Origin of the sequence: Rhodococcus erythropolis R138, from assembly GCF_000696675.2 — a bacterium.
GTDB lineage: Bacteria > Actinomycetota > Actinomycetes > Mycobacteriales > Mycobacteriaceae > Rhodococcus_F > Rhodococcus_F erythropolis.
In genome coordinates, this window is the sequence record NZ_CP007255.1 from 3270849 (window position 1) to 3294595 (window position 23747).

At 63.2% G+C, this 23747-nt stretch carries 19 protein-coding genes and 1 pseudogene; 19 read left to right on the forward strand and 1 reads right to left on the reverse strand.

The features are described 5' to 3' along the window. Positions 1-58: 58 nt before the first annotated feature. The 19 genes and pseudogenes from H351_RS15330 to H351_RS15425 all read left to right on the forward strand — a co-directional run bounded on the left by H351_RS15330 (position 59) and on the right by H351_RS15425 (position 22242). Entirely contained in the window at positions 59-1693 is a 1635-nt protein-coding gene (locus H351_RS15330; protein WP_021344563.1) for a UDP-N-acetylmuramoyl-L-alanyl-D-glutamate--2,6-diaminopimelate ligase, read from the forward strand. Beyond that, entirely contained in the window at positions 1690-3249 is a 1560-nt protein-coding gene (locus tag H351_RS15335) for a UDP-N-acetylmuramoyl-tripeptide--D-alanyl-D-alanine ligase (RefSeq protein ID WP_020908074.1), read from the forward strand. Before H351_RS15330 ends, H351_RS15335 begins: the two co-directional genes overlap by 4 nt. Further along, a complete protein-coding gene (gene mraY, locus H351_RS15340) occupies positions 3246-4328 on the forward strand; it encodes a phospho-N-acetylmuramoyl-pentapeptide-transferase (RefSeq protein ID WP_003941699.1) in 1083 nt (360 codons plus the stop codon). Before H351_RS15335 ends, mraY begins: the two co-directional genes overlap by 4 nt. 5 nt (positions 4329-4333) lie before the next feature. Next, positions 4334-5857, forward strand: a complete 1524-nt coding sequence (gene murD / locus H351_RS15345) for a UDP-N-acetylmuramoyl-L-alanine--D-glutamate ligase (protein ID WP_029255553.1) — start codon at positions 4334-4336, stop codon at positions 5855-5857. Then, the gene (gene ftsW, locus H351_RS15350; RefSeq protein ID WP_020908072.1) at positions 5854-7332 is read left to right on the forward strand and encodes a putative lipid II flippase FtsW; all 1479 of its coding nucleotides are present in this window, start codon (positions 5854-5856) and stop codon (positions 7330-7332) included. Before murD ends, ftsW begins: the two co-directional genes overlap by 4 nt. Next, positions 7329-8498, forward strand: a complete 1170-nt coding sequence (murG, locus tag H351_RS15355; protein ID WP_019748872.1) for an undecaprenyldiphospho-muramoylpentapeptide beta-N-acetylglucosaminyltransferase — start codon at positions 7329-7331, stop codon at positions 8496-8498. Before ftsW ends, murG begins: the two co-directional genes overlap by 4 nt. Then, entirely contained in the window at positions 8495-10003 is a 1509-nt protein-coding gene (murC, locus tag H351_RS15360) for a UDP-N-acetylmuramate--L-alanine ligase (protein WP_019748871.1), read from the forward strand. The genes murG and murC overlap by 4 nt, the downstream gene beginning before the upstream one ends. Next, entirely contained in the window at positions 10000-10806 is an 807-nt protein-coding gene (locus H351_RS15365; protein ID WP_019748870.1) for a cell division protein FtsQ/DivIB, read from the forward strand. The genes murC and H351_RS15365 overlap by 4 nt, the downstream gene beginning before the upstream one ends. A gap of 258 nt (positions 10807-11064) precedes the next feature. Further along, the gene (gene ftsZ / locus H351_RS15370) at positions 11065-12252 is read left to right on the forward strand and encodes a cell division protein FtsZ (protein ID WP_003941788.1); all 1188 of its coding nucleotides are present in this window, start codon (positions 11065-11067) and stop codon (positions 12250-12252) included. Between the two features lie 108 nt (positions 12253-12360). Next, entirely contained in the window at positions 12361-13128 is a 768-nt protein-coding gene (pgeF, locus tag H351_RS15375; RefSeq protein WP_047890079.1) for a peptidoglycan editing factor PgeF, read from the forward strand. A gap of 6 nt (positions 13129-13134) precedes the next feature. Continuing rightward, positions 13135-13884: a YggS family pyridoxal phosphate-dependent enzyme gene (locus H351_RS15380; RefSeq protein WP_019748868.1), complete on the forward strand. Its 750-nt coding sequence runs from the start codon at positions 13135-13137 to the stop codon at positions 13882-13884. 85 nt (positions 13885-13969) lie between these two features. Then, a complete protein-coding gene (locus H351_RS15385; protein WP_003941752.1) occupies positions 13970-14620 on the forward strand; it encodes a cell division protein SepF in 651 nt (216 codons plus the stop codon). Positions 14621-14809: 189 nt separating this feature from the next. Beyond that, positions 14810-15088, forward strand: a complete 279-nt coding sequence (locus tag H351_RS15395; protein ID WP_003941780.1) for a YggT family protein — start codon at positions 14810-14812, stop codon at positions 15086-15088. A gap of 126 nt (positions 15089-15214) precedes the next feature. After that, entirely contained in the window at positions 15215-16042 is an 828-nt protein-coding gene (gene wag31 / locus H351_RS15400) for a DivIVA-like cell division protein Wag31 (RefSeq protein WP_003941722.1), read from the forward strand. Between the two features lie 49 nt (positions 16043-16091). After that, positions 16092-16277 (forward strand): annotated as a pseudogene (locus tag H351_RS32935) (hypothetical protein); the annotation flags it as partial. Between the two features lie 420 nt (positions 16278-16697). Then, positions 16698-19811, forward strand: coding sequence for an isoleucine--tRNA ligase (gene ileS, locus H351_RS15410; protein WP_020908068.1), 3114 nt, complete (start codon positions 16698-16700; stop codon positions 19809-19811). 68 nt (positions 19812-19879) lie between these two features. Continuing rightward, entirely contained in the window at positions 19880-20218 is a 339-nt protein-coding gene (locus H351_RS15415) for a TfoX/Sxy family protein (RefSeq protein ID WP_029255550.1), read from the forward strand. A 36-nt stretch (positions 20219-20254) separates the two neighbouring features. Continuing rightward, complete coding sequence (locus H351_RS15420) at positions 20255-21619, forward strand: DNA polymerase IV (RefSeq protein WP_019748863.1); 1365 nt, start codon at positions 20255-20257, stop codon at positions 21617-21619. Positions 21620-21735: 116 nt separating this feature from the next. After that, positions 21736-22242 (forward strand): WKL family lipoprotein, encoded by a 507-nt coding sequence (locus H351_RS15425; protein ID WP_029255549.1) that lies wholly within the window; start codon positions 21736-21738, stop codon positions 22240-22242. 83 nt (positions 22243-22325) lie between these two features. On the opposite strand, the gene gad is transcribed toward H351_RS15425, so the two are convergent. Beyond that, positions 22326-23717, reverse strand: a complete 1392-nt coding sequence (gad, locus tag H351_RS15430; RefSeq protein ID WP_020969851.1) for a glutamate decarboxylase — start codon at positions 23715-23717, stop codon at positions 22326-22328. Between the last annotated feature and the right edge of the window lie 30 nt (positions 23718-23747).

A 23747-nucleotide genomic window follows, 5' to 3' on the forward strand; every position in this document is an offset into this window, starting at 1 on the left:
ACCGCCATAGAACAACGACCGCGATAGAACAACGACAATTGCCAGGAGTCGAGTGACAGTGCCGAATCGTTTGCAATCGTCGAACTCGGACGGCGCTCCCGGGACGCGTCCGACACAACCGGTTGCTACCGCGATCACGGCGCTCTCCGAACTGTCCGGGGCTCGCCTCGAATGGGTCGGGCAACCGGGATCACAGTCGTCGGAGGTCGTCGTCAAGGGCGTCGACCTGCGTGCGCAGGGAATCGTGGCCGATGACCTCTTCGCCGCTCTGCCCGGTGCCAGGACGCACGGCGCTCAGTTCGCCGTCGACGCTCTGGGGCGCGGTGCGACCGCGATCTTGACCGACGAGGCCGGTCTCGAATTGATCGAGGCCGCCGGCAAGGCGCCCGACCGGTCCGTCCCGGTTCTCGTTCATCCGAACCCGCGGGATGTGCTCGGTGAGATCTCAGCGGAGATCTACGGCCGGCCATCGGAGAAGATGCAGGTCGTCGGCATTACCGGCACATCCGGCAAGACGACGACGTCGTACTTGCTCGAAGCGGCGATTGCCGGAGCCGGCCGTAAGCCCGGTCTGGTTGGCACCATCGAGACTCGGATCGACGGCCGCCGAGTACCCAGCGCTCTGACCACGCCGGAAGCTCCGCAACTCCATGCGCTGTTCGCCGTGATGGCAGAGCAGGGGATCGATACCGTCGTCATGGAGGTGTCCAGTCACGCGCTCGCTCTCGGACGCGTCGACGGCATCCGCTTCGACATCGGCGCGTTCACCAATCTTTCGCAGGACCACCTGGATTTCCATCGGGACTTCGAGGAGTACTTCCAGGCCAAGGCTCGGCTGTTCGATCCCGAGTCGACGGTGCGAGCCGAGCATGCCGTCGTCTGCGTCGACGACGTATGGGGTCGACGGATGGCTGAGCTGGCCGCGACCGACGAGAGCGATGCGGTGACCACGGTCTCGACCTCGACGGCCGAGGCCGAGTGGAAGGTCGGCGCCGTCCAGGTTGCCGAGGACGGCTCGCAGACCTTCGAGTTGGTCGGACCGGACGGACAATCGTGGCCCGTCTCGCTTCGCCTCCCCGGTCGATACAACGTGGCCAACGCAGCCTTGGCACTGACTGTCAGCTTCGCGGCCGGACTCGATCCGGACGCTGCTGTTCGAGCACTCGGAACGGTGGATGTCCCCGGACGGGTCCAGCGGATCGACCGTGGGCAGAGCTTCCTGGCAGTCGTCGACTACGCCCACAAACCGGCAGCGCTCGAAGCCGTGATCGCCACCCTGCGCAATCAGGTTCCCGGCCGAGTGGCTGTGGTCGTCGGTGCGGGCGGGGACCGCGACGCCGGCAAACGCACCCTCATGGGCGAAGCTGGTGCGAGGGGCGCAGACCTGCTGATCGTCACCGACGACAACCCGCGCACCGAGGATCCCGCGAAAATTCGCGCTTCGGTTATGCAAGGCGCCATCGACGTTCCCGAATCCGAACGCGGCGAGATTCGCGAAGTGGGGGACAGGGCGCTCGCGATCGAGCAAGCAGTCCGGTGGGCGCAGCCAGGCGACGTAGTACTGGTGGCAGGCAAAGGCCACGAAGTGGGTCAAGAAATCGACGGGGTCAAACACCCATTCGACGACCGCGAGGTGTTGGGCGAAATGATCGGCCGATTCGCGATCAACACAGCACATGGAGGCAAGCAATGATCCCGATGACGCTCTCTCGGATCGCCGAGATCGTCGGAGGAACCCTGCATGACGTCGACGATCCGTCGACTCAGGTGACAGGAACCGTCGAATTCGATTCGCGCAAGGCTGGTCCAGGTGGACTGTTTCTCGCACTCCCCGGCGCACGCGTCGACGGTCACGACCATGCGGAAGCGGCGGTGGCCGCCGGTGCGGTGGCGGTGCTAGCAGCGCGGCCGGTCGGGGTTCCGGCGATAGTTGTCCCGTCGGTACCGAACGACGGTCCGAGCGCTGTGATGTTGCTCGAACATGACACAGACGGATCCGGGGCTGCCGTCTTGCATGCCCTCGGCCTCCTGGCCAGGGCCGTGGTCGACGAACTGGCAGCAGAGGGGTCGGCTTCGGGGGGCGGGCTGACGCTGGTCGGTGTCACTGGTTCGGCAGGCAAGACCTCGACCAAGGACCTGATTGCGGCGCTGCTTCGCGAGCGCGGTGAGGTGGTCGCCCCACCAGGCTCGTTCAACAACGAACTGGGTTTGCCGTGGACTGTGCTCCGCGCCGACGAGAAGACCCGCTTCCTGGTCCTCGAGATGTCGGCCCGTGGGGTCGGTCACGTCGGCGAACTGACCAAGATCGCGCCGCCGAAGATCGGCGTCGTTCTCAATGTCGGCACCGCCCATCTCGGTGAATTCGGTTCGCGTGAAGCGATCGCGGTCGCCAAAGGTGAACTGGTGGAAGCACTCCCGTCGGCAGCCGACGGTGGAGTTGCGGTCCTCAACGCCGACGACCGCATGGTCGCCGCAATGGCGAGTCGAACCAAGGCCCGGATCGTATTCGTCGGTCAGTCGGAAGACTGCGACGTTCGGGCTACCGACGTGGTTGTCGACGACCAGGCCCGGGCTTCCTTCACGCTGAACTGTTCACAGGGTTCTGCGCGTATTCGCCTGGCCGTTCACGGCGAACATCACGTGAGCAACGCTCTTGCCGCTGCGGCCGTCGCACTCGAGAACGGCCTCGCGGTTGCAGACATCGCTCGTGTCCTCGAGGGCACGAAGGCAGCGTCAGCGAGGCGGATGGAAGTCACCGAGCGCGCCGACGGCGTCACCGTCGTCAACGACAGTTACAACGCAAATCCCGATTCCATGCGCGCTGCGCTCAAAGCGTTGGTGTCCATGGCGCGATCGGATCGGCACTTCGGTCGCCGTAGCTGGGCTGTGCTCGGTGAGATGGGTGAACTCGGGCCGGAATCGGTCGTCGAGCATGACGCGATCGGTCGCCTGGCCGTCAGACTCGATGTCAGCAAGTTGATCGTCGTCGGAACGGGCCGCACCTCGCGTGCGATGCATCAAGGTGCGGTGATGGAGGGGTCGTGGGGCGACGAGTCCGTCGTCGTGCCAGACGCAGCTGCGGCAATCGCCATTCTCGAAGCGGAACTTGAACCGGGCGATCTCGTCCTGGTGAAGGCGTCCAAGTCGGTTGAACTGTGGACGGTCGCCGAAGCGATTCTGGCCGCAACGCCCAGCGACAACACCGGTGACGCGAACACCGATGGCGAGAACGGCGGGGATTCGCAGTGATCCAGATTCTTCTCGCCGCAGGCATCGCGCTGGCGGTCTCCATCATGCTCACGCCGATCCTGATCAAGGCGTTCTCGAAACAAGGTTTCGGGCAGGAGATCCGAACCGAAGGTCCAGCCAGTCACCAGGCCAAGCGCGGCACTCCCACGATGGGCGGCGTCGCGATCCTGACCGGAATCTGGGCCGGCTATCTCGGCTCACACCTCATCGGTCTCGGCATGGACAACGCGGAGGGACCGTCGGCGTCCGGCCTACTCGTTCTCGGTCTGACCACCGCGCTCGGTGGAGTCGGTTTCCTCGACGACTTCATCAAGATCCGCAAGCAGCGCAATCTGGGACTGAACAAGACAGCGAAGCTGGTCGGCCAGTTCGTCGCTGCCATTGCCTTCGGAATTTTGGCCCTGCAGTTCCGCGGTGACGACGGGCTGACTCCGGGCAGTGTTCATTTGTCGTACGTTCGCGACATCGCCACCGTCTCACTCGGTTCCGTGGTCTTCATCGCCTTCTGCTACCTACTGGTCAGCGCCTGGTCCAATGCCGTCAACCTGACCGACGGCCTCGACGGATTGGCCGCCGGAGCGATGAGTTTCGTTCTCGGCGCCTACGTCATCATCACGTTCTGGCAGTTCCGCTACTCGTGCGAGACGAATCCCGGTAAGGGTTGCTACGACGTCCGAGACCCGCTCGATCTCGCGGTGCTCTGCGCGGCAGGCGCCGGCGCGTGCATCGGTTTCCTCTGGTGGAATGCCGCACCCGCCAAGATCTTCATGGGCGACACCGGTTCTCTTGCCCTCGGCGGCATGCTCGCCGGATTGTCGATCACCACAAGCACGGAACTGTTGATGGTCGTCATCGGTGCACTGTTCGTCGCGGAGGCCGCGTCGGTGGTGATCCAGGTAGCGGTGTTCCGGTCCAGCCGACGGCGGGTCTTCCGAATGGCACCGTTCCATCACCACTTCGAACTCGCCGGGTGGGCTGAAACCACGGTCATCATCAGATTCTGGTTGCTGGCGGCTATTGCGTCGGCTATCGGGCTGGCCCTCTTCTACAGCGAATACCTCGCAGCGCTCGGAGGCTGAAAACCATGACCAGCTCAGCGGATTCCGAGAACGACCTGTCCTGGCTCCGCGGTACGCGAGTGCTGGTCGCCGGAGGGCGGGTGTCCGGTCAAGCGACCATCGAACCTCTCGTCGCTCTTGGCGCTGTCGTGACAGTCGCCGATTCGACCTTGGACTTCGCGGAGCGCTGCGCCGAGCTCGGCGCGGACATGGTGACCACCACCTCGATCGAGGATGCTCCGGATTCGATCACCGAGTACGGGCTCGTCGTCACCAGTCCGGGCTTTCGGCCGGACGCACCGATCCTTGCAGCGGCCGCCGGTCACGGGATTCCCATCTGGGGAGACGTCGAGTTCTCGTGGCGCGTCGACCACAGCGGGCACTTCGGCGGACCCCGTAAGTGGCTCGTCGTAACGGGGACGAACGGAAAGACCACGACGACGTCGATGCTGGCCTCGATTCTCGACGCCGCCGGAGTTGTCGGCCGAGCCTGCGGGAACATCGGGCTTCCGATACTCGACGCACTCGCCGAGACGTCGCCGCGCGTGGAGTACCTCGCTGTCGAACTGTCGTCTTTCCAATTGCACTGGGCGCCTTCGGTGCGTCCGGATGCCGGCGTCGTCCTCAATGTCGCCGAGGATCACCTCGACTGGCACGGCGGAATGAGCGCGTACGCCGAGGCCAAGTCGCGGGCGCTGAGTGGAAAGGTCGCGGTGGTCGGCCTCGATGACGCAATCGCTTCCGAACTGGGAACTCGCGCAACTGCAGACATTGTCACCGGGTTCAGATTGGGTGAACCGGGCGAAGGAGAACTGGGTGTCGAAGCGGGACACCTCGTGGACAACGCTTTCGGCGATCACGTCCGCTTGGCCGAAGCAGCTTCCATAGATCCGGCCGGCCCGGCAGGCGTCATGGACGCGCTGGCCGCTGCCGCTTTGGCGCGGGCACTCGGATTCGAGGCCGACGTCGTCGAACGCGGTCTGGCCGCACACAAGGTCGGCCCACACCGAGGGGCCCTGGTCGGTCGTGTCGGGTCCGTTGTGTACATCGACGATTCCAAGGCCACCAATCCGCACGCAGCCAGGCCGTCGATACTCGCGCACGACCGCGTCGTCTGGGTTGCAGGCGGTCTGCTCAAGGGTGCAAGCGTCGAGCAGTTGGTGAGCGAAGTGGGACCGAGACTGTCCGGCGCCGTTCTTCTCGGCCGTGACGCCGGTGTGATCGAGGACGCGCTGGCGCGACACGCGCCCGATGTTCCCGTGGTGCACGTGCTGTCGGGGGACGATGAAGCGGTGAGCGAAAACAGCAGCAACTCGACTCTCACCATCCGGCTGCCGTCGGGTGCCGACGCGGATGCCGTCATGGCCGCAGTGGTCGTCGAAGCTGCCGAGTTGGCGTCCCCCGGTGATGCAGTTGTACTTGCCCCGGCCGCCGCGTCCTTGGACATGTTCGCCAGCTACGGACATCGTGGTGACAGTTTCGCCGCCGCCGTAGCCGCATTACCCGATCCGTTCACGGATTCGCCTGGCCAAGCCGGGAACTTGCTATGACCAAGGGTCCCAAGACCCGAATCGGTGCCTGGTTGGCGCGGCCGTTGGCGTCGTTCCACCTGGTGGTGACGATTGCCACGATGTTGACTGTCTTGGGGCTCGTGATGGTTCTGTCGGCGTCGAGCGTCGAGCAGTACGTGTCCGGTGGCTCGGCATATTCGTTGTTCACCCAGCAGTTGATCTTCGCGATTCTCGGGGCGGTGCTCTTCTACGTCGCGCTGCGGATCCCGGCGAGAGTGCTCCGGCAGTATTCGTTTCCGCTGTTCGTCGTCGTGCTGATCATGCTGGTACTCGTTCTGATTCCGGGAATCGGCACCGAAGCGCAGGGTGCGCGTCGCTGGTTCAACGTCGGTGGATTCTCGGTGCAACCATCGGAAATCATGAAGGTCGCCTTGGCGATCTGGGGCGCGCATCTGTTGGCCTCGAGGCGTCCGGACGACCGGTCCGTGAAGTCGATCCTGATTCCGCTCGTGCCCGCTGCGATGCTGGTCTTCGCCTTGGTCGTCGCGCAGCCGAACCTCAGTACGACCATCGCACTGGGAATCATCGTCGGGGCCCTGCTGTGGTTCGGCGGGCTTCCACTGAAACTCTTCGGCTCGATAGCGCTGACAGGCGTTGTCGGCGCCGCTGTCCTGGCCATGACGGCCGGGTATCGATCCGACCGAGTCCAGGCCTTCTTCAATAAGAGTGATGACCTGCAGGGCAACAACTATCAGGCCAAGCAGGCCTTGTATTCGCTCGCAGACGGCGGCTTTTTCGGTCGCGGACTCGGGCAGAGCGTCGCCAAATGGAACTACCTACCGAACGCGCACAACGACTTCATCTTCGCGATCATCGGCGAAGAGTTGGGATTCGTCGGCTGCGCTGTGGTGATCGGTTTGTTCGCTGTATTCGTGTACACGGGATTGCGGATCGCAGCCCGCAGCATCGATCCGTTCTGGCGGCTCCTGTCGGCCACCGCAACTACCTGGATCGTCGGCCAGGCGATGATCAACATCGGTTACGTCATCGGACTGCTACCGGTGACCGGACTCCAGTTGCCCTTGGTCTCCGCCGGTGGTTCGTCCTTGGCGATCACGCTGTTCATGTTCGGGGTCATCGCCAATGCAGCGCGCCACGAGCCAGAAGCAGTTGCCGCTCTGAACTCCGGGCAGGACGGCAAGATCTCGAAGTTGCTCAGACTGCCCAAGCCGGTGCTGTACCACCCGCCGTCAGGGGGCCGGCCTATCCGTCGACCGAAGCCCGCACGACAGATCGAACCGGCACGCGGACGCGACGGCCGGCGCGCGATCGAGACGGGCGATCGACGCAAGCGGGCAGATCAAGGCGCTCGCCCTTCCTCGGATTCCAACCGAGGTGCGGCCGCTGGGTCACGGAAGCGCACCGCGGGAGGGCAGAATGGTCAGCGTCGGCAGGCGCCGACACGTAGGGCACAAGATCCACGAGAAGTTCGAGAGCGAGGAATTCGTAGGTGAGCGGCAACAAATCGGCTCTGTCGGTAGTGGTGGCAGGGGGAGGCACGGCTGGTCACATCGAACCCGCACTTGCGGTCGCGGACGCGGTCAAGGCCGCTCAGCCCGACACCAGGATCACCGCACTCGGGACAGCACGTGGTCTCGAAACCACCTTGGTGCCTGCCCGCGGGTACACACTCGAGCTCATTCCGCCGGTTCCGCTTCCTCGTAAGCCCACGATGGATCTGGTGAAATTGCCGACACGCATCCTCGCCTCGGTGCGCAAGACCCGTGAGGTACTCGATTCCGTCGACGCCGACGTGATCGTCGGTTTCGGTGGTTACGTCGCGCTTCCGGCGTATCTTGCCGCACGTGGCGGTGTTCTTCGGCGCCGCCGCAAGATTCCGATCGTCATCCACGAGGCGAACGCCAGTGCCGGCATCGCGAACAAGATCGGTGCTCGCCTGGCGACGCGGGTGCTTGCCGCTGTTCCGGGTTCCGGAGTGAAGAACCGCGGCGATCAGGACGCCGAGATCGTCGGCATCCCGGTTCGCGCGTCGATCGCCAATTTCGATCGAGCGGGACTCCGCTCGCAAGCTCGCGAGTACTTCGGACTGCCTCAGGACGGTCCCGTTCTGCTCGTCTTCGGCGGATCGCAAGGCGCGAAGTCGCTCAACGACGCGGTGTCCGGAGCAGCGGAAGAACTGGCGAAGGCCGGGATCTCGGTCCTTCACGCACACGGACCCAAGAACTCCCTCGAGGTCACGCAGTACTCGGAGACGGCACCGTATGTGGCTGTTCCTTATCTTTCGCGGATGGATCTCGCGTATGCCGCAGCCGACGCGACGATCTGTCGTTCGGGCGCGATGACGGTCGCCGAGGTCTCGGCGGTCGGACTACCGGCCGTCTACGTTCCGTTGCCGCACGGCAACGGTGAACAGGAACTCAACGCGAAACCCGTTGTCGCAGCGGGCGGCGCGATCATCGTCTCCGACAACGAGCTCACGCCGACGTTCGTCGCCGGCACCGTCGTCCCGATGCTGAGCGACAGCGCGCGTCTCGACAAGATGAGCAGTGGCGCTGCCAATGTCGGGCACCGCACGGCGGCAACCGAGATCGCACGGATCGTGCTCGACATCGCGGCAAAGGAAAACGCCGTCCAGGAAAACGCAAGGGGAAACCGATGACCGCGCTGCCCGCCCACCTCGAGCGAGTACACATGGTCGGAATCGGCGGTGCCGGTATGTCCGGCATCGCTCGAATTCTGCTTTCCCGCGGGGGCCTTGTCTCGGGTTCGGACGCCAAGGAGAGCCGAGGAGTCCTGGCGCTTCGTGCACGCGGGGCACAGGTCCGGATCGGCCACGACGCCGATGCTCTCGACCTGCTGCCAGGTGGACCGACCGTCGTCGTCACGACGCACGCAGCTATCCCGAAGGACAACCCGGAACTCGTCGAGGCCGCTCGCCGCGGAATCCCGGTGATTCTTCGGCCGGCTGTCCTTGCATCACTCATGCAGGGCAATCGCACGTTCCTGGTTTCGGGAACACACGGCAAGACGTCGACGACCTCGATGCTCGTGGTCGCCCTGCAGCACTGCGGTTTCGACCCCTCGTTTGCCGTTGGCGGCGAACTCAACGAGGCGGGCACGAATGCCCATCACGGCAGCGGTGACGTTTTTGTCGCCGAGGCGGACGAGAGCGACGGGTCGCTGCTTCAGTACGACCCCAACGTGATCGTCGTGACCAACATCGAGGCCGATCACCTCGACTACTTTGGCAGCGTCGAAGCGTATGTGAAGGTGTTCGACGATTTTGTCGACAAGCTACGTCCGGGTGGACTCTTGATTGCTTGCCTCGACGATCCGGGATCTGCGGATCTCGCGAAGCGAATCGTGGCCTCGGGTCGTTCGGACATCCGTGTGCTCGGTTACGGATCAGCGGATGCGCAGGAAGTAGAAGCGGGCACTGCCTTCGAGCCTGTCGACGGCGTCGAGGTCGGAGTCCGACTACTGGGCTTCCATGCACACGACGTCGGGGGAGTCCTGCAGTTCCAACTGGCCGGTGAGAGCGCCGCGCGAACCGTGCGGATGGCAGTGCCGGGTCGGCACATGGCGCTCAACGCACTTGCCGCCCTGCTGGCCGCCCGTGATGCGGGCGCCGAGACCGAGGAGATCGTCGAGGGGCTCGCCGGATTCGGTGGCGTCCACCGCCGCTTCCAGTTCACCGGCCGCGAGCGTGGTGTCCGGGTGTTCGACGACTACGCCCACCATCCGACCGAAGTTCGCGCGGTTCTCGGCGCGGCCGCGGATCTGGTTCGACCGGAAGATGATTCGTCGTCGACCAATTCGGCAGCCGGACGTGTGATCGTGGTCTTCCAACCTCACCTCTATTCGCGCACAGCGGCATTTGCCGTGGAGTTCGCGCAGGCACTGGACTTGGCCGACGAGGTAGTGGTTCTCGATGTCTACGGTGCTCGCGAAGAGCCGATGCCGGGAGTCAGCGGTGCGCTTGTCGCTCAATCGGTCACCAAACCTGTTCACTATCAACCCGATCTGTCGCAGGCACCGAAGCAGGTGGCGGCGTTGGCTCACCCCGGCGACATCGTCATCACGATGGGCGCCGGTGACGTGACCATGCTCGGCAAACAGATCCTCGATGCTTTGCGTTCGGCGCCGCATCCCGCGCCGCGATGACACCCGACGCACGAAGTCGTCGCGGGCGTCGAGATCCTCAGGCCAGGCGAGCCACCAGTACGCGTCGGCGCAGTACTCGCACCGAATCGCGATACTCGACGCGGTCGACGGAGCCAGCTCCCGAACCCACGCCGACTCGTAAGTGGTTCAAGCGACCGCTGATCGTGGCACCGCTGGCAATCGTGCTGGTGGTGGGAATTGCGCTGACGGCCTGGTTGTCTCCGGTGCTCTCGGTCCGGGGCACCGAAGTTCTCGGTGCGACGACGGTCAGTGAGGAACAGATCCTTTCGCTCCTGGCAGTACCGACCGGTCAGCCGTTGATGCGGGTCGACACCGGCGCCGCCGCCGCACGTGTAGCGACGATTCCGAAGGTGGCCTCCGCCCGAGTGCAGCGGATGTATCCGTCGACCATTCGCGTCACCGTGACCGAACGGGTACCGGTTGTCTTCGTCGACTCACCCGAGGGGGCACACCTGCTGGACGAGAAGGGTGTCGACTTCGAGATGGGCGTCCCGCCGCCGGGGGTTCCGCGTCTGGTGACACCGACGCCGGGATGGAACGACGAGCCGACGCTTGCCGCGCTCGAGGTGTTGTCGGTGTTGCCGCCGGATCTGAGATTTCAGGTGGGAGAGGTTGCCGCTCGGTCGATTTCGAGTGTCACGCTGACTCTGCTCGACGGTCGCGTCGTAAACTGGGGCGGTGTCGAGCACTCGGATCGTAAGGCTGCCGTGACGCTTCCTCTGTTGACTCAACCGGGGCAGACGTACGACGTGTCCAGTCCTGATCTTCCGACGGTCCGATAGCGCACGGTGCACCCGTGCGCCGGTGCGTGGCAAATACTTCGGTGTGTCTCGGCGCGCCTAATGGCGGAACGCGACGACGGTGCATAGCGTTTCGTTTCAGATCGAATACTTGACATAACTCTAACCCTGTGGTTGAGGTTTAGAGTTTATCTCGAACACCAGCAGTAACAAATACACCAGCAGTAACAAATACAGCAGCAGTAAAAAGACAGCAGCACTGACAAGCAGCGTGAAACACGACACGGAAGGCGAGAGCCGATGACGCCCCCGCACAACTACCTCGCCGTAATCAAGGTCGTCGGCATCGGCGGCGGCGGCGTGAACGCAGTCAACCGCATGATCGAACAGGGACTCAAGGGAGTCGAGTTCATCGCGGTCAACACGGACGCGCAAGCCCTTCTGATGAGTGACGCCGACGTCAAGCTCGACGTCGGTCGTGAATTGACCCGTGGCCTCGGCGCCGGTGCTGACCCTGAAGTGGGTCGCAAGGCAGCCGAAGATCACAAGGACGAGATCGAAGAGGTCATCAAGGGCGCCGACATGGTGTTCGTGACCGCAGGCGAGGGTGGTGGCACCGGAACCGGTGGTGCCCCTGTCGTGGCAAGCATCGCCCGGAAGCTGGGCGCACTCACCGTCGGCGTCGTGACTCGGCCGTTCTCCTTCGAGGGCAAGCGTCGTGGGGGACAGGCGGATACCGGAATCCAGGCGCTCCGGGAGTCCTGCGACACGCTGATCGTCATTCCCAACGATCGCCTGCTCCAGTTGGGTGACGCGGCCGTCAGCCTCATGGACGCCTTCCGCAGCGCCGACGAGGTTCTCCTCAACGGTGTCCAGGGCATCACCGACCTCATCACCACCCCGGGTCTGATCAACGTCGACTTCGCGGACGTCAAGGGTGTCATGTCCGGTGCAGGCAGTGCGTTGATGGGCATCGGATCCTCACGTGGTGAGGGACGCGCGATCAAGGCGGCGGAATCTGCGATCAATTCGCCTCTCCTCGAAGCATCGATGGAAGGCGCCCGCGGCGTTCTCCTGTCGATCGCCGGCGGTAGCGATCTGGGCCTGTTCGAGATCAACGAGGCGGCTTCGCTGGTGCAGGAAGCCGCGCACATCGACGCCAACATCATCTTCGGAACGGTCATCGACGATTCACTCGGTGACGAGGTTCGTGTGACGGTCATCGCTGCGGGATTCGACGGAGGAGCTCCGGCTCGTCGTCCCGTGGAGTCGACCGCACAGGGACGTGGAGCTATCGGCGCCGGGCGCGCGGGTGAGGTCGGCCGGTCACCGGTGGCCGCCGAACCTGCTGGCGAGCAGCCGATTTCCGCAGCGCGCGAGACGACGGGTTCGGGTAGCTTGCCTCCGATCGGTGGCCCACGCCATGCGCCGGTCCAGGAAGACGAGGGCGACGACGACGTCGATGTGCCTGTCTTCATGCGTCGCTGACGCAGGGCTACAAACAGTTTCGAGAACAGGGTGCCCGGAATTTCTGGGTACCCTGTTCTTGACTGGATGTCCGGTCACGTCTGAGCCGGACGACAACTTTCGACGTTTGTGAGCACACTTATCTTGAGTACCGAGAAGTCGACCACCCGCACCCGCATTCGCCGCGTCGTGACCAGCCGAGCTGGTGGTGTTTCCGCGTCGCCGTACGAGTCGTTCAATCTCGGCGATCACGTCGGAGACGATCCGGCAGCCGTCGAGGCGAATCGCCGTCGTCTGGCACGCGAAATAGGCGTCGAGCCTGACCATCTCGTGTGGATGGAACAGATCCACTCGCGCAACGTCACTGTCGTGACGGAACCGACCGACGAAGTGATTCCCGTGACGGACGCTCTGGTCACCACCGTTCCCGGCCTGGCGCTCGCCACCCTCAGCGCAGACTGTGTTCCCGTTCTGCTCTCCGACGAGGAGGCCGGTGTGATCGCGGCAGTTCATGCGGGACGGATCGGTGCCCGCATCGGTATCGTCCCGCGTGTCCTCGCGGAGATGGTGCGACAGGGCGCGGACGTCTCACGTATCGGTGCCTTCCTCGGCCCGGCAGCGAGCGGACGCCAGTACGAGGTTCCCGCCGCGATGCGTGCGGACGTGGAAAAGCACTTGCCGGGCAGCGCAACTCGCACCGAGAAGGGCACGCCGGGACTCGATCTGCGTGCGGGACTGCGTAAGCAGCTGCTCGCCGCGGGTGTGTCCGGTGTTGCCGAGGACCCGCGGTGCACGATCGAGGATCGCGCGTTGTTCAGTCATCGCCGAGAATCTCTGACCGGGCGTCAAGCTGCAGTGATCTGGATGGAAGCGCCCGCAGCGCAGGAAACCGTCTAGGCAGAAATGCGCCAGACGGATATGCGGCTGACAGAAATATCGACGGCACTCGACTCGGTGCGTGCGCGGCTGGCGGCCGCCTGCCTTGCCGCCGGTCGTGAAGTTTCCGACGTAGCACTGCTGCCAGTTACCAAATTCTTTCCGGCGTCCGACGCCCGAATCCTGTACGAACTGGGTTGCCGTGAATTCGGTGAGTCTCGTGAGCAGGAAGCAGTGGAGAAGGTCGCGGACTTCGACGGCGCTGCTCAGAGCGGCGCGATCGACGATCCGGTTCGTTGGCACATGATCGGGCAGTTGCAGCGCAACAAAGCGCGTTCGGTAGCGAAGTGGGCCTACGCAATTCACTCGGTGGACAGTGCACGACTGGCCGATGCACTCGATCGGGCGGCGCTCGGAGCTTTGTCCGACGGGGAGCGTAAAGCGCCGCTGCGGGTGCTCATCCAGGTAAGTCTCGACGGAGACCCTGCGCGTGGCGGAGTTCCCACGGGAGAGCTAACTCCTCTCGCCGAGCGGATCGAATCAGCCGAAGGTCTCGAATTTGCGGGACTGATGGCCGTCCCGCCACTTGGATCAGATCCGGACGAGCAGTTCGAAATCCTCCGCAGGGCACATCTTTTGATTCTCGAATCGCATCCTCGGGCAACCGAACTCTCGGCTGGCATGACCGGTGATCTGGAGGCCGCAGTGCGCCACGGATCAACGTGCGTGCGTGTCGGAACCGCACTGCTCGGCTCACGACCAGTAATCTCGAGGTGATCGCTCAGGTGATCGCCCAACCCGTCCACACCGCTGCGACCGGTCGCAGTCGGATTGATTCCGCCGCGCCAAGGAAGGTCGATCAATGAGCAACCTGCATAAGTTCAAGGCTTACTTCGGCATGGTTCCCCTCGATGACTACGAGGACGAATACGTGGAGGAGCCCGATCAGGCTCGCCGCGCACCCCGTCGTAGTCACGACGGCTATGCCGAGCGCGACGACCGCGAGTTCGTCGAACCTGCCTTCTCGAAGGCGAGCTACGCGCCCAGTCGTCGTGACGAAGAGGACGCGGAGTTCGATCGCTACGATTCCCGGCCCCGCGTCGACACCGTTCCCAGCCGCAGTAGCCGCCCGGCGATGGCGCCGCGTCCGGCAAGCCGTGGAAACCTCGCGGTCGACGCCCGTGCAGAGCGTCCCGAAGCGCGACGTGCGCCTGTTGTCGATGACGGCGGCCCGCTCGCCAAGATCACGACATTGCGTCCGCAGAGCTACGCAGAGGCCCGCACCATCGGTGAGCGGTTCCGCGACGGCACTCCCGTCATCATGGATCTGGTCGACATGAGCAACGCCGACGCGAAGCGTCTGGTCGATTTCGCGGCCGGCCTGGCGTTCGCATTGCGTGGTTCTTTCGACAAGGTAGCCACCAAAGTGTTTCTTCTCTCACCGGCTGACATCGACGTTTCCGCTGAGGAACGCCGTCGTATCGCGGAGACGGGTTTCTACAGCCAGAAATGATGGTCTCGACCGCAGTCCGGCCCCTGAGCAGGGGTGACGTGAGCACATTCGAACGGCGGCCCGTCTCGGCGGACGCCGCATTCGGACCCATCGCCGGCCGTTACAAGACGGACTCGATGCGGGCCGGTTCCGGAATTGCTGCGGTGTGTCTGTTTTGGACACACCGCAGAAGTCAGGCAGAGTGAGGGTGTGGACGCGCTTCTCTCTGTGATCTATCTGGTGCTGGTTGTCTTCTGGCTGTTGCTGATCGGCAGAGTGATCGTCGAGTTCGTTCGTTCGTTTGCCAGAGATTGGCGACCGACCGGATTGGTCGCAGTCATTCTCGAAACCATTTTTACGATCACCGATCCTCCGGTGAAACTGCTCCGCAGGTTGATCCCCCCGATCAACCTCGGTGGAGTTCGCTTGGATCTATCCATCATGGTCTTGCTTTTCATCGTCATCATCCTGATGTCGGTTGTTCGCTGAGCGCAGTCCGAGTGAGTGGTATGCCAGAATGGAAGCCATAACTCATCCGGTGGTTCGCCACTACGTAGACTGTGTTGCAACTGAATGCTTGCTAGACCGCCAAATGACGCGTGAAGGGATCCTTCCATGCCGCAACTGACTCCAGCTGACGTGCACAACGTTGCGTTCAGCAAGCCGCCTATCGGCAAGCGTGGCTACAACGAGGACGAGGTCGACGCATTCCTCGACCTCGTCGAGCAGGCGCTGTCGCAGCTCATCGAAGAGAATGCGGACCTGCGCCAGCGCGTAGGTGAGCTGGATCAGGAGCTCGCGGCTGCCAAGAAGTCGCCGGCACCTGCTCAGCAGGCAGCACCCGTCGCAGCGCAGCCCAAGCCGGAGCCCGCTCGGGTTGTCGAACCGCCCAAGCCTGCACCCGTTGCAGCTCCGGTTCCCGCCGCCGCTGCCGTTGCAGCGCCGCAGAGTGGCGACACCCACATGCAGGCCGCGAAGGTCCTCGGACTGGCTCAGGAGATGGCGGATCGCCTCACCAACGATGCCAAGACCGAATCCGAGCAGCTGCTCGGCAGTGCTCGCACCAACTCCGAGCAGCTCATGAGCGAGGCTCGCAGCAAGGCCGACGGCATGATCGCGGATGCGCGCAACAAGTCGGAGGCAATGCTGACCGACGCTCAGACTCGCTCCGAGACCCAGCTTCGCCAGGCTCAGGAGAAGGCAGACGCTCTCAAGGCAGACGCCGAGAAGAAGCACACCGAAATCATGGCGACCATCAACCAGCAGCGTTCGGTCCTCGAGGGCCGTATCGAGCAGCTGAAGACGTTCGAACGTGAGTACCGGGTGCGCCTGAAGTCCTACCTGGAATCGCAGCTCGAAGAGCTCGAACAGCGTGGCTCGGCCGTTCCGGTCGACGGTGGACAGGATTCCTACAGCCCGTCCTTCGCCAAGGGAAACAGCTGACCGAGAGCGCCTCGTCGGCTCAGCTATCGGACCGGACAAAGGTTGATACGTGCTGGTCGTGACGTTGGTTCTCGCGGGAGTTGGCTTCGCTCTCCTGATCGTTGCCCTGACCACAGGGTCGCTGATCTGGGCGTGGGCATGTATCGCGATTTGTGTAGCAGGTGCCGTCCTCCTGCTGGTCAGTGCGCTGACCAGCAGGAAGGCGGTTCCTTCGTTGGATGACCCGATATCGGGCAGCGGCGTGTCGTCGCCTTACGGTCGAGTCGAGAGTTCCTCGGATTCCTCGACCGATGATGCAGCTACTGCCAACGACGACAATCAGGGAAACCACGGCGGGTCGCCGGGTACCCCCGACAAGACCTAGGGCGAGTTCCGACAAGGTCCAGGACGAGTATTAGACTGTCCAACACGAATACCAGGCTGTGATCCGGCAATCACCGGGGAGCTTTCGGAAGAACGGTTGTCGACGCTTTCGTACGTGTCGAGGACCCAGTAGAACCGAACGGGTGAGCCCGTCACAGCTCGATCGAGTGGCAGCTCGAGATCCGGTGTGAAAGCACGGATCTGCGGGGTGCAAACGGGGTGGTACCGCGGTGTCGGCGCACAAGCGTCACGTCGTCCCCGTGCCGAGTCCGACTGGCACGAGGAGATCGCCATGGCGAGTAACGGGTATCCCAAAGTCGACTACGGTGTCCCCGCCGACACCGGAGTCAAGTTCCCCGAACTGGAACAGAAAGTCCTGAAACAGTGGGACGACGACGACACCTTCCGTGCGTCGGTTTCCAATCGGGACGGTAACGAAGAGTTCGTTTTCTACGACGGACCGCCATTCGCAAACGGTTTGCCGCACTACGGCCACCTGCTGACGGGGTACGTCAAGGACCTGGTGCCGCGCTTCCAGACAATGCGTGGACGCAAGGTCGAACGACGCTTCGGCTGGGATTGCCACGGCCTTCCGGCAGAGCTCGAAGCGGAGAAGCAGCTCGGCATCAAGGACAAGGCCGAGATCGAAGTCATGGGTCTGGCCAAGTTCAACGAGTACTGCAAGGCCTCGGTGCTCAAGTACACCGACGAGTGGCGTGACTACGTCACCCGCCAGGCGCGCTGGGTCGATTTCGACAACGACTACAAGACCCTGGACGTCGACTTCATGGAGTCCGTCATGTGGGCCTTCAAGGAGCTGCACGACAAGGGCCTGATCTATCAGGGCTTCCGTGTGCTGCCCTACAGCTGGTACGAGCAGACTCCACTGTCCAATCAGGAGACTCGCCTCGACGATGCGTACAAGATGCGTCAGGATCCTGCAGTCACGGTCGACATGCCGCTGGTCGCTCCGGGTTCACCCCTCGACGGCGCAAACGCGATCATCTGGACCACGACTCCGTGGACACTGCCGTCCAACTTGGCCACTGCGGTTCATCCCGAGGTCGACTACGTCCAGGTGCTCGGCGAGGACGGAAAGCGGTACGTGCTCGCAGAAGCACGGGTAGCTCATTACGCACGTGAGCTGGGGGAGGACCCCGAGGTCGTTTCCCGTCACAAGGGCGCCGAACTGGTCGGACTGTCGTACACACCGCCGTTCGACTTCTTCCTCGGACATCCGAATGCGCACGTCGTGCTCTCGGCGGACTACGTGACAACCGACTCCGGAACCGGAATCGTCCACCTCGCACCGGCTTTCGGTGAAGAGGATATGGACGTGGCCACGGCCAACGGTATCGAGGTCGTACAGCCGCTCGATCCGGGTGGAAAGTTCACCTCGATGGTTCCGCCGTACGAGGGTCTGATGGTGTTCGACGCCAACCCGGTCATCATCAAGGACCTCAAGGCTGCCGGAAAGCTGCTGCGGCACGAGACGATCGAGCACTCGTACCCACACAGTTGGCGCAGTGGGCAGCCGCTGATCTACATGGCGGTCCCCTCGTGGTTCGTCGCGGTCACCAAGTTCCGAGATCGCATGGTCGAGCTGAACAAGGACATCACGTGGGTGCCCGAGCACATCCGTGACGGCCAGTTCGGCAAGTGGCTCGAAGGTGCACGAGACTGGAACATCAGCCGAAACCGCTACTGGGGCAGCCCGATCCCGGTGTGGGTGTCGGACGATCCGCAGTACCCGCGTACGGACGTGTACGGCTCGCTCGATCAGTTGGAGGCAGACTTCGGCGTCCGTCCGACCGATCTGCATCGCCCGATGATCGACGACTTGGTCCGCCCGAACCCCGACGACCCGACCGGGAAGTCGATGATGCGCCGCGTTCCCGAGGTGCTCGACTGCTGGTTCGAATCCGGTTCGATGCCGTACGCGCAGGTGCACTACCCATTCGAGAACCGTGAATGGTTCGAGGGCCATTTCCCGGGCGATTTCATCGTCGAGTACAACGGGCAGACTCGCGGCTGGTTCTACACGCTGCACGTGCTGGCAACCGCACTCTTCGATCGTCCGGCGTTCAAAACCGTTGCTGCGCACGGCATCGTGCTCGGCGACGACGGACTGAAGATGAGCAAGTCCAAGGGCAACTACCCGGACGTGAAGGAGGTGTTCAACCGCGACGGCAGCGATGCCATGCGCTGGTTCCTGATGTCTTCGCCGATCTTGCGCGGCGGAAACCTCATCGTGACCGAGCAGGGCATCCGCGAAGGCGTACGTCAGGCGTTGCTCCCGCTGTGGAACGCCTGGAGCTTCCTGCAGTTGTACGCGCCGGAATCCGGTGTGTGGCGTACCGATTCGGAGAACATCCTCGATCAGTACATCCTGGCCAAGCTCGCTACCACCCGCGACGTGATCACCGAGGCCCTCGAGGTCAACGACATCGCCGGCGCGTGCGACGAGCTTCGGTTGTTCTGTGATGCGCTCACCAACTGGTATGTGCGACGGTCTCGTTCGCGGTTCTGGGACGAGGATCGCGACGCGATCGACACCCTGCACACAGTGCTCGAGGTCGTGACGCGTCTCGCTGCGCCGCTGTTGCCGCTGGTGTCCGAGGTGATCTGGCGCGGGTTGACCGGGGAGCGCTCGGTTCACCTGGCTGATTGGCCCGAGGCGTCGGAGCTCCCCGCGAACCCCGAGCTGGTAGCGGCGATGGACGACGTCCGGACCGTGTGCTCCACGGTGCTGAGCCTGCGCAAGGCGCAGAATCTGCGAGTTCGTCTTCCGCTGCCCGAGGTCACGGTTGCGGCGCCGGATGCCGAGCGTCTGCGTCCGTTCCTCGGACTGATTGCCGACGAGGTCAACGTCAAGAAGGTCGATCTGACCGATGACGTCGACGTGCACGGGCGCTTCGAGATCGCGGTCAACGCGCGTGCTGCAGGACCGCGTCTGGGCAAGTCCGTTCAGACTGTCATCAAGGCGGTCAAGGCGGGCGACTGGACCGAGAACGCGGACGGCGTCGTAGTTGCGGCGGGCATCGAACTGCTGCCCGAGGAGTACACGCAGAAACTGGTTGCAGCCGAGCCTGATTCGACGGCGGCATTGCCAGACGGTGCGGGACTCGTCGTACTCGATTCCGTCGTGACGGAGGAACTCGAAGCCGAGGGCTGGGCGAAGGACCGTATCCGTCAGTTGCAGGATGCGCGTCGTGCCGCCGGTTTGGACGTCTCGGACCGGATCAACGTCGTACTCGAGGTTCCGCAGGACTGCAAGGAGTGGGCGGAGCGTCATCGCGAATTGATCGCCGGTGAGGTTCTGGCCACCTCGTTCTCGGTGGGTGAAGCGGGAGACGACGCCGTCGATCTCGGTGACGGTATCCGCGCCGCGATCACGAAGGTCTAATACCGCCGTAACTACTCCGGCTCCCCGATGAATGTCTGTATGTCAGGGTGCCGGAGTAGTTTGCTCTCATGAGTACGAGCAAGGAAACCGTGGCGAGCATTCTCGAGCAGTTGGAACCGCTCGACGTGCGGGCAAGGGCGATGTTCGGCGAGTACGGATTGTATTGCGACGAGAAGATCGTGGGCTTGATCTGCGGAGACGTTCTGTTCGTCAAACCCACCGAGGTCAGTGCCGAGTTCGGATCAGAGGCCGATCTGGCTCCGCCGTACCCGGGAGCGAAGGATTACTACCGGGTGACGGAGGAACGGCTGCAGGACCTCGATCACCTGCACGCCTTCATTCAACGGACTGCCGACGTACTACCCCTGCCGAAGAAGAAGTCGCCCAAGAAGAAGGCGCGGACGTAAATTCTGCACCTACTTTTGAGAGAACCGTAACGCCCGATGAATCAAGGTGATCCCACACGAAGTCGCAGGTGGGTGCTGCATCTCGACATGGATGCGTTTTTCGCTTCCGCCGAGCAGTTGACGCGTCCCACGCTGCGAGGTCGGCCGGTGCTGGTCGGCGGCTTGGGCGGGCGCGGAGTGGTGGCCGGGGCAAGTTACGAAGCGAGAGTTTTCGGTGCGCGTTCGGCAATGCCGATGCACCAAGCACGCCGGATGGTCGGTGGCGGAGCGGTGGTATTGCCACCGCGGATGTCGTTGTATTCAGTTCTGAGTAAACGCACCTTCGACGCGTTGCGCCTTCGTATGCCGATCCTCGAGCAATTGTCGGTGGACGAGGCATTCGGCGAACCAGTGGAATTGGCCGGAGTCGGCGCCGACGAGGTCCGCGCGTTTTGTGAGGACCTGCGGGCGTTGATCAAAGCCGAGACCGGGTTGGTCGCCTCGATCGGTGCCGGCGCAGGTAAGCAGGTCGCCAAGATCGCGTCGGGACTGGCAAAGCCCGACGGCGTCGCAGTGATTCCTCCCGGGATGCAGCACGAGTTGCTCGATCCACTTCCGGTGCGAAAGCTGTGGGGGATCGGCCCTGTTGCCGAGGAAAAGCTGAAGCGTCTCGGCATCGAAACCATCGGAGGGTTTGCCCGCACTCCCATAGCGGAGGTGGCGTCGATACTCGGAACCACTGTCGGACCGGGGTTGCATCGGCTCGCGCAGGGGATCGACGACCGGCCGGTCGCGGAGCGTGCCGAATCCAAGCAGATCAGCGCGGAATCCACGTTCGCCGCAGACATCGTCACTATGGCGCAACTGCGCGCGGCCGTCGAAAGTAGTGGTCGCGCAGCATTTTCCAGGCTGGAGAAGGACGGAAGAGCAGCTCGCACCGTCGTACTGAAGCTCAAGAAGTCCGATATGAGCATTCTGACGCGATCCGTGACGTTGCCGTTTGCCACCATCGACCGCCAAATCCTTGTCGCGACTGCGCAGAAACAGGTCATCGACCCGCAGGAATTGGGGCCGATTCGCCTCGTCGGTGTGGGATTCGCCGGTTTGTCCACCGTTCGGCAAGGATCACTTTTTCCCGAGTTGGATCAGGATGTTCCCGGCTATCCGGTCGAGACTCTCACGGGCGCCCTCGATGAGGCCGAACTCGACGTTCCGGTGGCCGCACGCGTCCCTCAGCGCTACTGGCACCCTGGTTTGGACGTGAAGCATCCAGAATACGGACACGGTTGGGTGCAAGGCGCCGGGCACGGAGTGGTGACAGTTCGCTTCGAAACCCGTTCCAGCGGAACGGGAATAGCCAAAACCTTCGCCGAATCGGATGAGGTGCTCGAGGTAGCAGATGCGGTCGACAGCCTTCTCTGAGGATGTCCTTAGACTTTTTCCGCTTACCGTTGGGTAATGTTGTCGACGATCCTCGAGCAAGCACGATGTTCGACTGACGCTCGAATGTGAACACCCGAATGGATAGGACTGAGAAGTTGAAGCTTCAGAAGATGACCGTTGCAGCCGTGGCGATCGCAGCAGCCCTGACGATGACCGCTTGTGGCTCGGATGACAAGACCGACTCACCCACCACGACGTCCAAGAGTGCGACGGCCACCACCAGCACCACGGACGTTGCAGCTCCCGAGCTCCCGACGTCTGCTGAGCTCAACGGCAAGGTCGCTCAGGCACTCGACGAGACCGTTCCGGCCGCAGACAAGGTCAACCTCGTCCAGGGCGCCGAGCAGGATCCCGAGCTGATCAACCAGGTCGCCGCTGCCGCCAAGGCTGCCGGCGCGCAGGTCGAGATCCTCGACCCGGTCACCGACACGGGTAGCGAGACGGCCGCAGCTTCGCTGAACATCGTCGTCAACGGCCAGCCGCTGCAGCAGGGTCTGCAGGCTTCGTTCGTCTACGAGGACGGCGTCTGGAAGCTCTCGAAGACCACCGCTTGCCAGATCGTCGGCGTTGCAGGTCTGACCTCGCCTGCTTGCGCTGCTTGATCTCTGCGCAACACCTGAAACACCAGAGCGGCCGTCGACCCCCGAAAGGGAGTCGGCGGCCGCTCTTCATGCAGTGAGCGTCGTCAGTGATGGAATCCCTCGGTGACGCGTGGCCGCGGCATCGGGCTGTCGAGTTCGTCGAGGAACGCGGTTTCCTCTTCGATGATGCGCAGCAGATTGGCTGCCAGGTCCATGCTCAGTCCGTTACGAACCACGATGCGCTGCACTGTCAGATCCGAGAGATCGTCCGGCATGGGATAGGCCGGCACCAACCAGCCCTTGCCCCGCAGCCGGTCGGACAGGTCGTACAGCGTCCAGTTGGACGTGTGGCCCTCGGCGAGGCGCCACGCGAAGACCGGGATGTCGGAACCGTCGTTCCACAATTCGAAGGCGTCGAGCTTCCCGATTCCTTCGGCGAGGAATTTCGCCACGTCCTGTGAGGACTGCTGGATCGCGCGATAGCCGTCGTGGCCGAGACGCAGGAACAAGTAGAACTGCAGGATCACCTGAGCACCGGGCCGCGAGAAGTTCAGCGCGAAGGTCGGCATACTGCCGCCGAGGTAGCTCACCTTGAACACGAGGTCGTCGGGAAGTAGATCCTGCGATCGCCAGACCACCCAGCCGAGGCCGGGATAGACGAGTCCGTACTTGTGCGCCGAGGTGTTGATGGAGTGCACGCGCGGGAGCCGGAAATCCCATTCGAGTTCCGGCTGTAGGAACGGGGCGATCATTGCGCCGGAAGCGCCGTCGACGTGGATGGGAACGTCGAGTCCCGTCTTTTCCTGGATCGCGTCGAGTGCCTTCGAGATTTCCAGGACCGGCTCGTACATCCCGGTGTACGTGACACCCATGATCGCGATTACGCCGATGGTGTTCTCATCGACGTACTTGTCCAGATCGTGACCGTCGAGGGTCCGGTGTTCCTCGCTGATCGGCACGTAGCGCGCCTCGACGTCCCAGTAGTTGCAGAATTTCTCCCAGCACACCTGGACGGCGGAACTCATGATGAGATTTGGTTTTTCGGTGGACTTCCCCGCGGCTTTTCGTGCGTGCTGCCAGCGTCGTTTCATCGCCAGGCCACCGAGCATGCACGCCTCGGACGAACCGATCGTCGAGGTACCGATTGCGTCCTTGGGGGAGGGCGAGTGCCAGAGGTCGGCAAGGATGCGCCAGCAATAGGTTTCGATCGCGGCGGTCTGTGGATACTCGTCCTTGTCGATCATGTTCTTGTCGAACGACTCGGTATACAGCTTGGTGGCGTGGTCGTCCATCCACGTGCTGACAAACGTCGCGAGATTGAGCCGCGCATTGCCGTCGAGCATCGTTTCGTCGTGGACGATCTGATAGGCGGTCTCGGGAAGCATGCCGTCGGGTTCGAGTGTGTACTTCGATGCAACCGAATCCTCGCCAGGCCTCGAGAAGATCGGATTGACGGCTACGTAATCGGTGTGATCTGACCTTCTGGGTTCCGGCATGAACTCTGGCTCCTCACATCAGTGTGTCGC

Bases quoted from the DNA above. Each gene is read 5' to 3' on its own strand.
- H351_RS15335 (WP_020908074.1), top strand. From the start codon at position 1,690: ATGATCCCGATGACGCTCTCTCGGATCGCCGAGATCGTCGGAGGAACC.
- murD (WP_029255553.1), top strand. From the start codon at position 4,334: ATGACCAGCTCAGCGGATTCCGAGAACGACCTGTCCTGGCTCCGCGGT.
- ftsW (WP_020908072.1), top strand. From the start codon at position 5,854: ATGACCAAGGGTCCCAAGACCCGAATCGGTGCCTGGTTGGCGCGGCCG.
- murC (WP_019748871.1), top strand. From the start codon at position 8,495: ATGACCGCGCTGCCCGCCCACCTCGAGCGAGTACACATGGTCGGAATC.
- H351_RS15365 (WP_019748870.1), top strand. From the start codon at position 10,000: ATGACACCCGACGCACGAAGTCGTCGCGGGCGTCGAGATCCTCAGGCC.
- ftsZ (WP_003941788.1), top strand. From the start codon at position 11,065: ATGACGCCCCCGCACAACTACCTCGCCGTAATCAAGGTCGTCGGCATC.
- H351_RS15380 (WP_019748868.1), top strand. From the start codon at position 13,135: ATGCGCCAGACGGATATGCGGCTGACAGAAATATCGACGGCACTCGAC.
- H351_RS15385 (WP_003941752.1), top strand. From the start codon at position 13,970: ATGAGCAACCTGCATAAGTTCAAGGCTTACTTCGGCATGGTTCCCCTC.
- wag31 (WP_003941722.1), top strand. From the start codon at position 15,215: ATGCCGCAACTGACTCCAGCTGACGTGCACAACGTTGCGTTCAGCAAG.
- ileS (WP_020908068.1), top strand. From the start codon at position 16,698: ATGGCGAGTAACGGGTATCCCAAAGTCGACTACGGTGTCCCCGCCGAC.
- H351_RS15415 (WP_029255550.1), top strand. From the start codon at position 19,880: ATGAGTACGAGCAAGGAAACCGTGGCGAGCATTCTCGAGCAGTTGGAA.
- H351_RS15420 (WP_019748863.1), top strand. From the start codon at position 20,255: ATGAATCAAGGTGATCCCACACGAAGTCGCAGGTGGGTGCTGCATCTC.
- gad (WP_020969851.1), bottom strand. From the start codon at position 23,717: ATGCCGGAACCCAGAAGGTCAGATCACACCGATTACGTAGCCGTCAAT.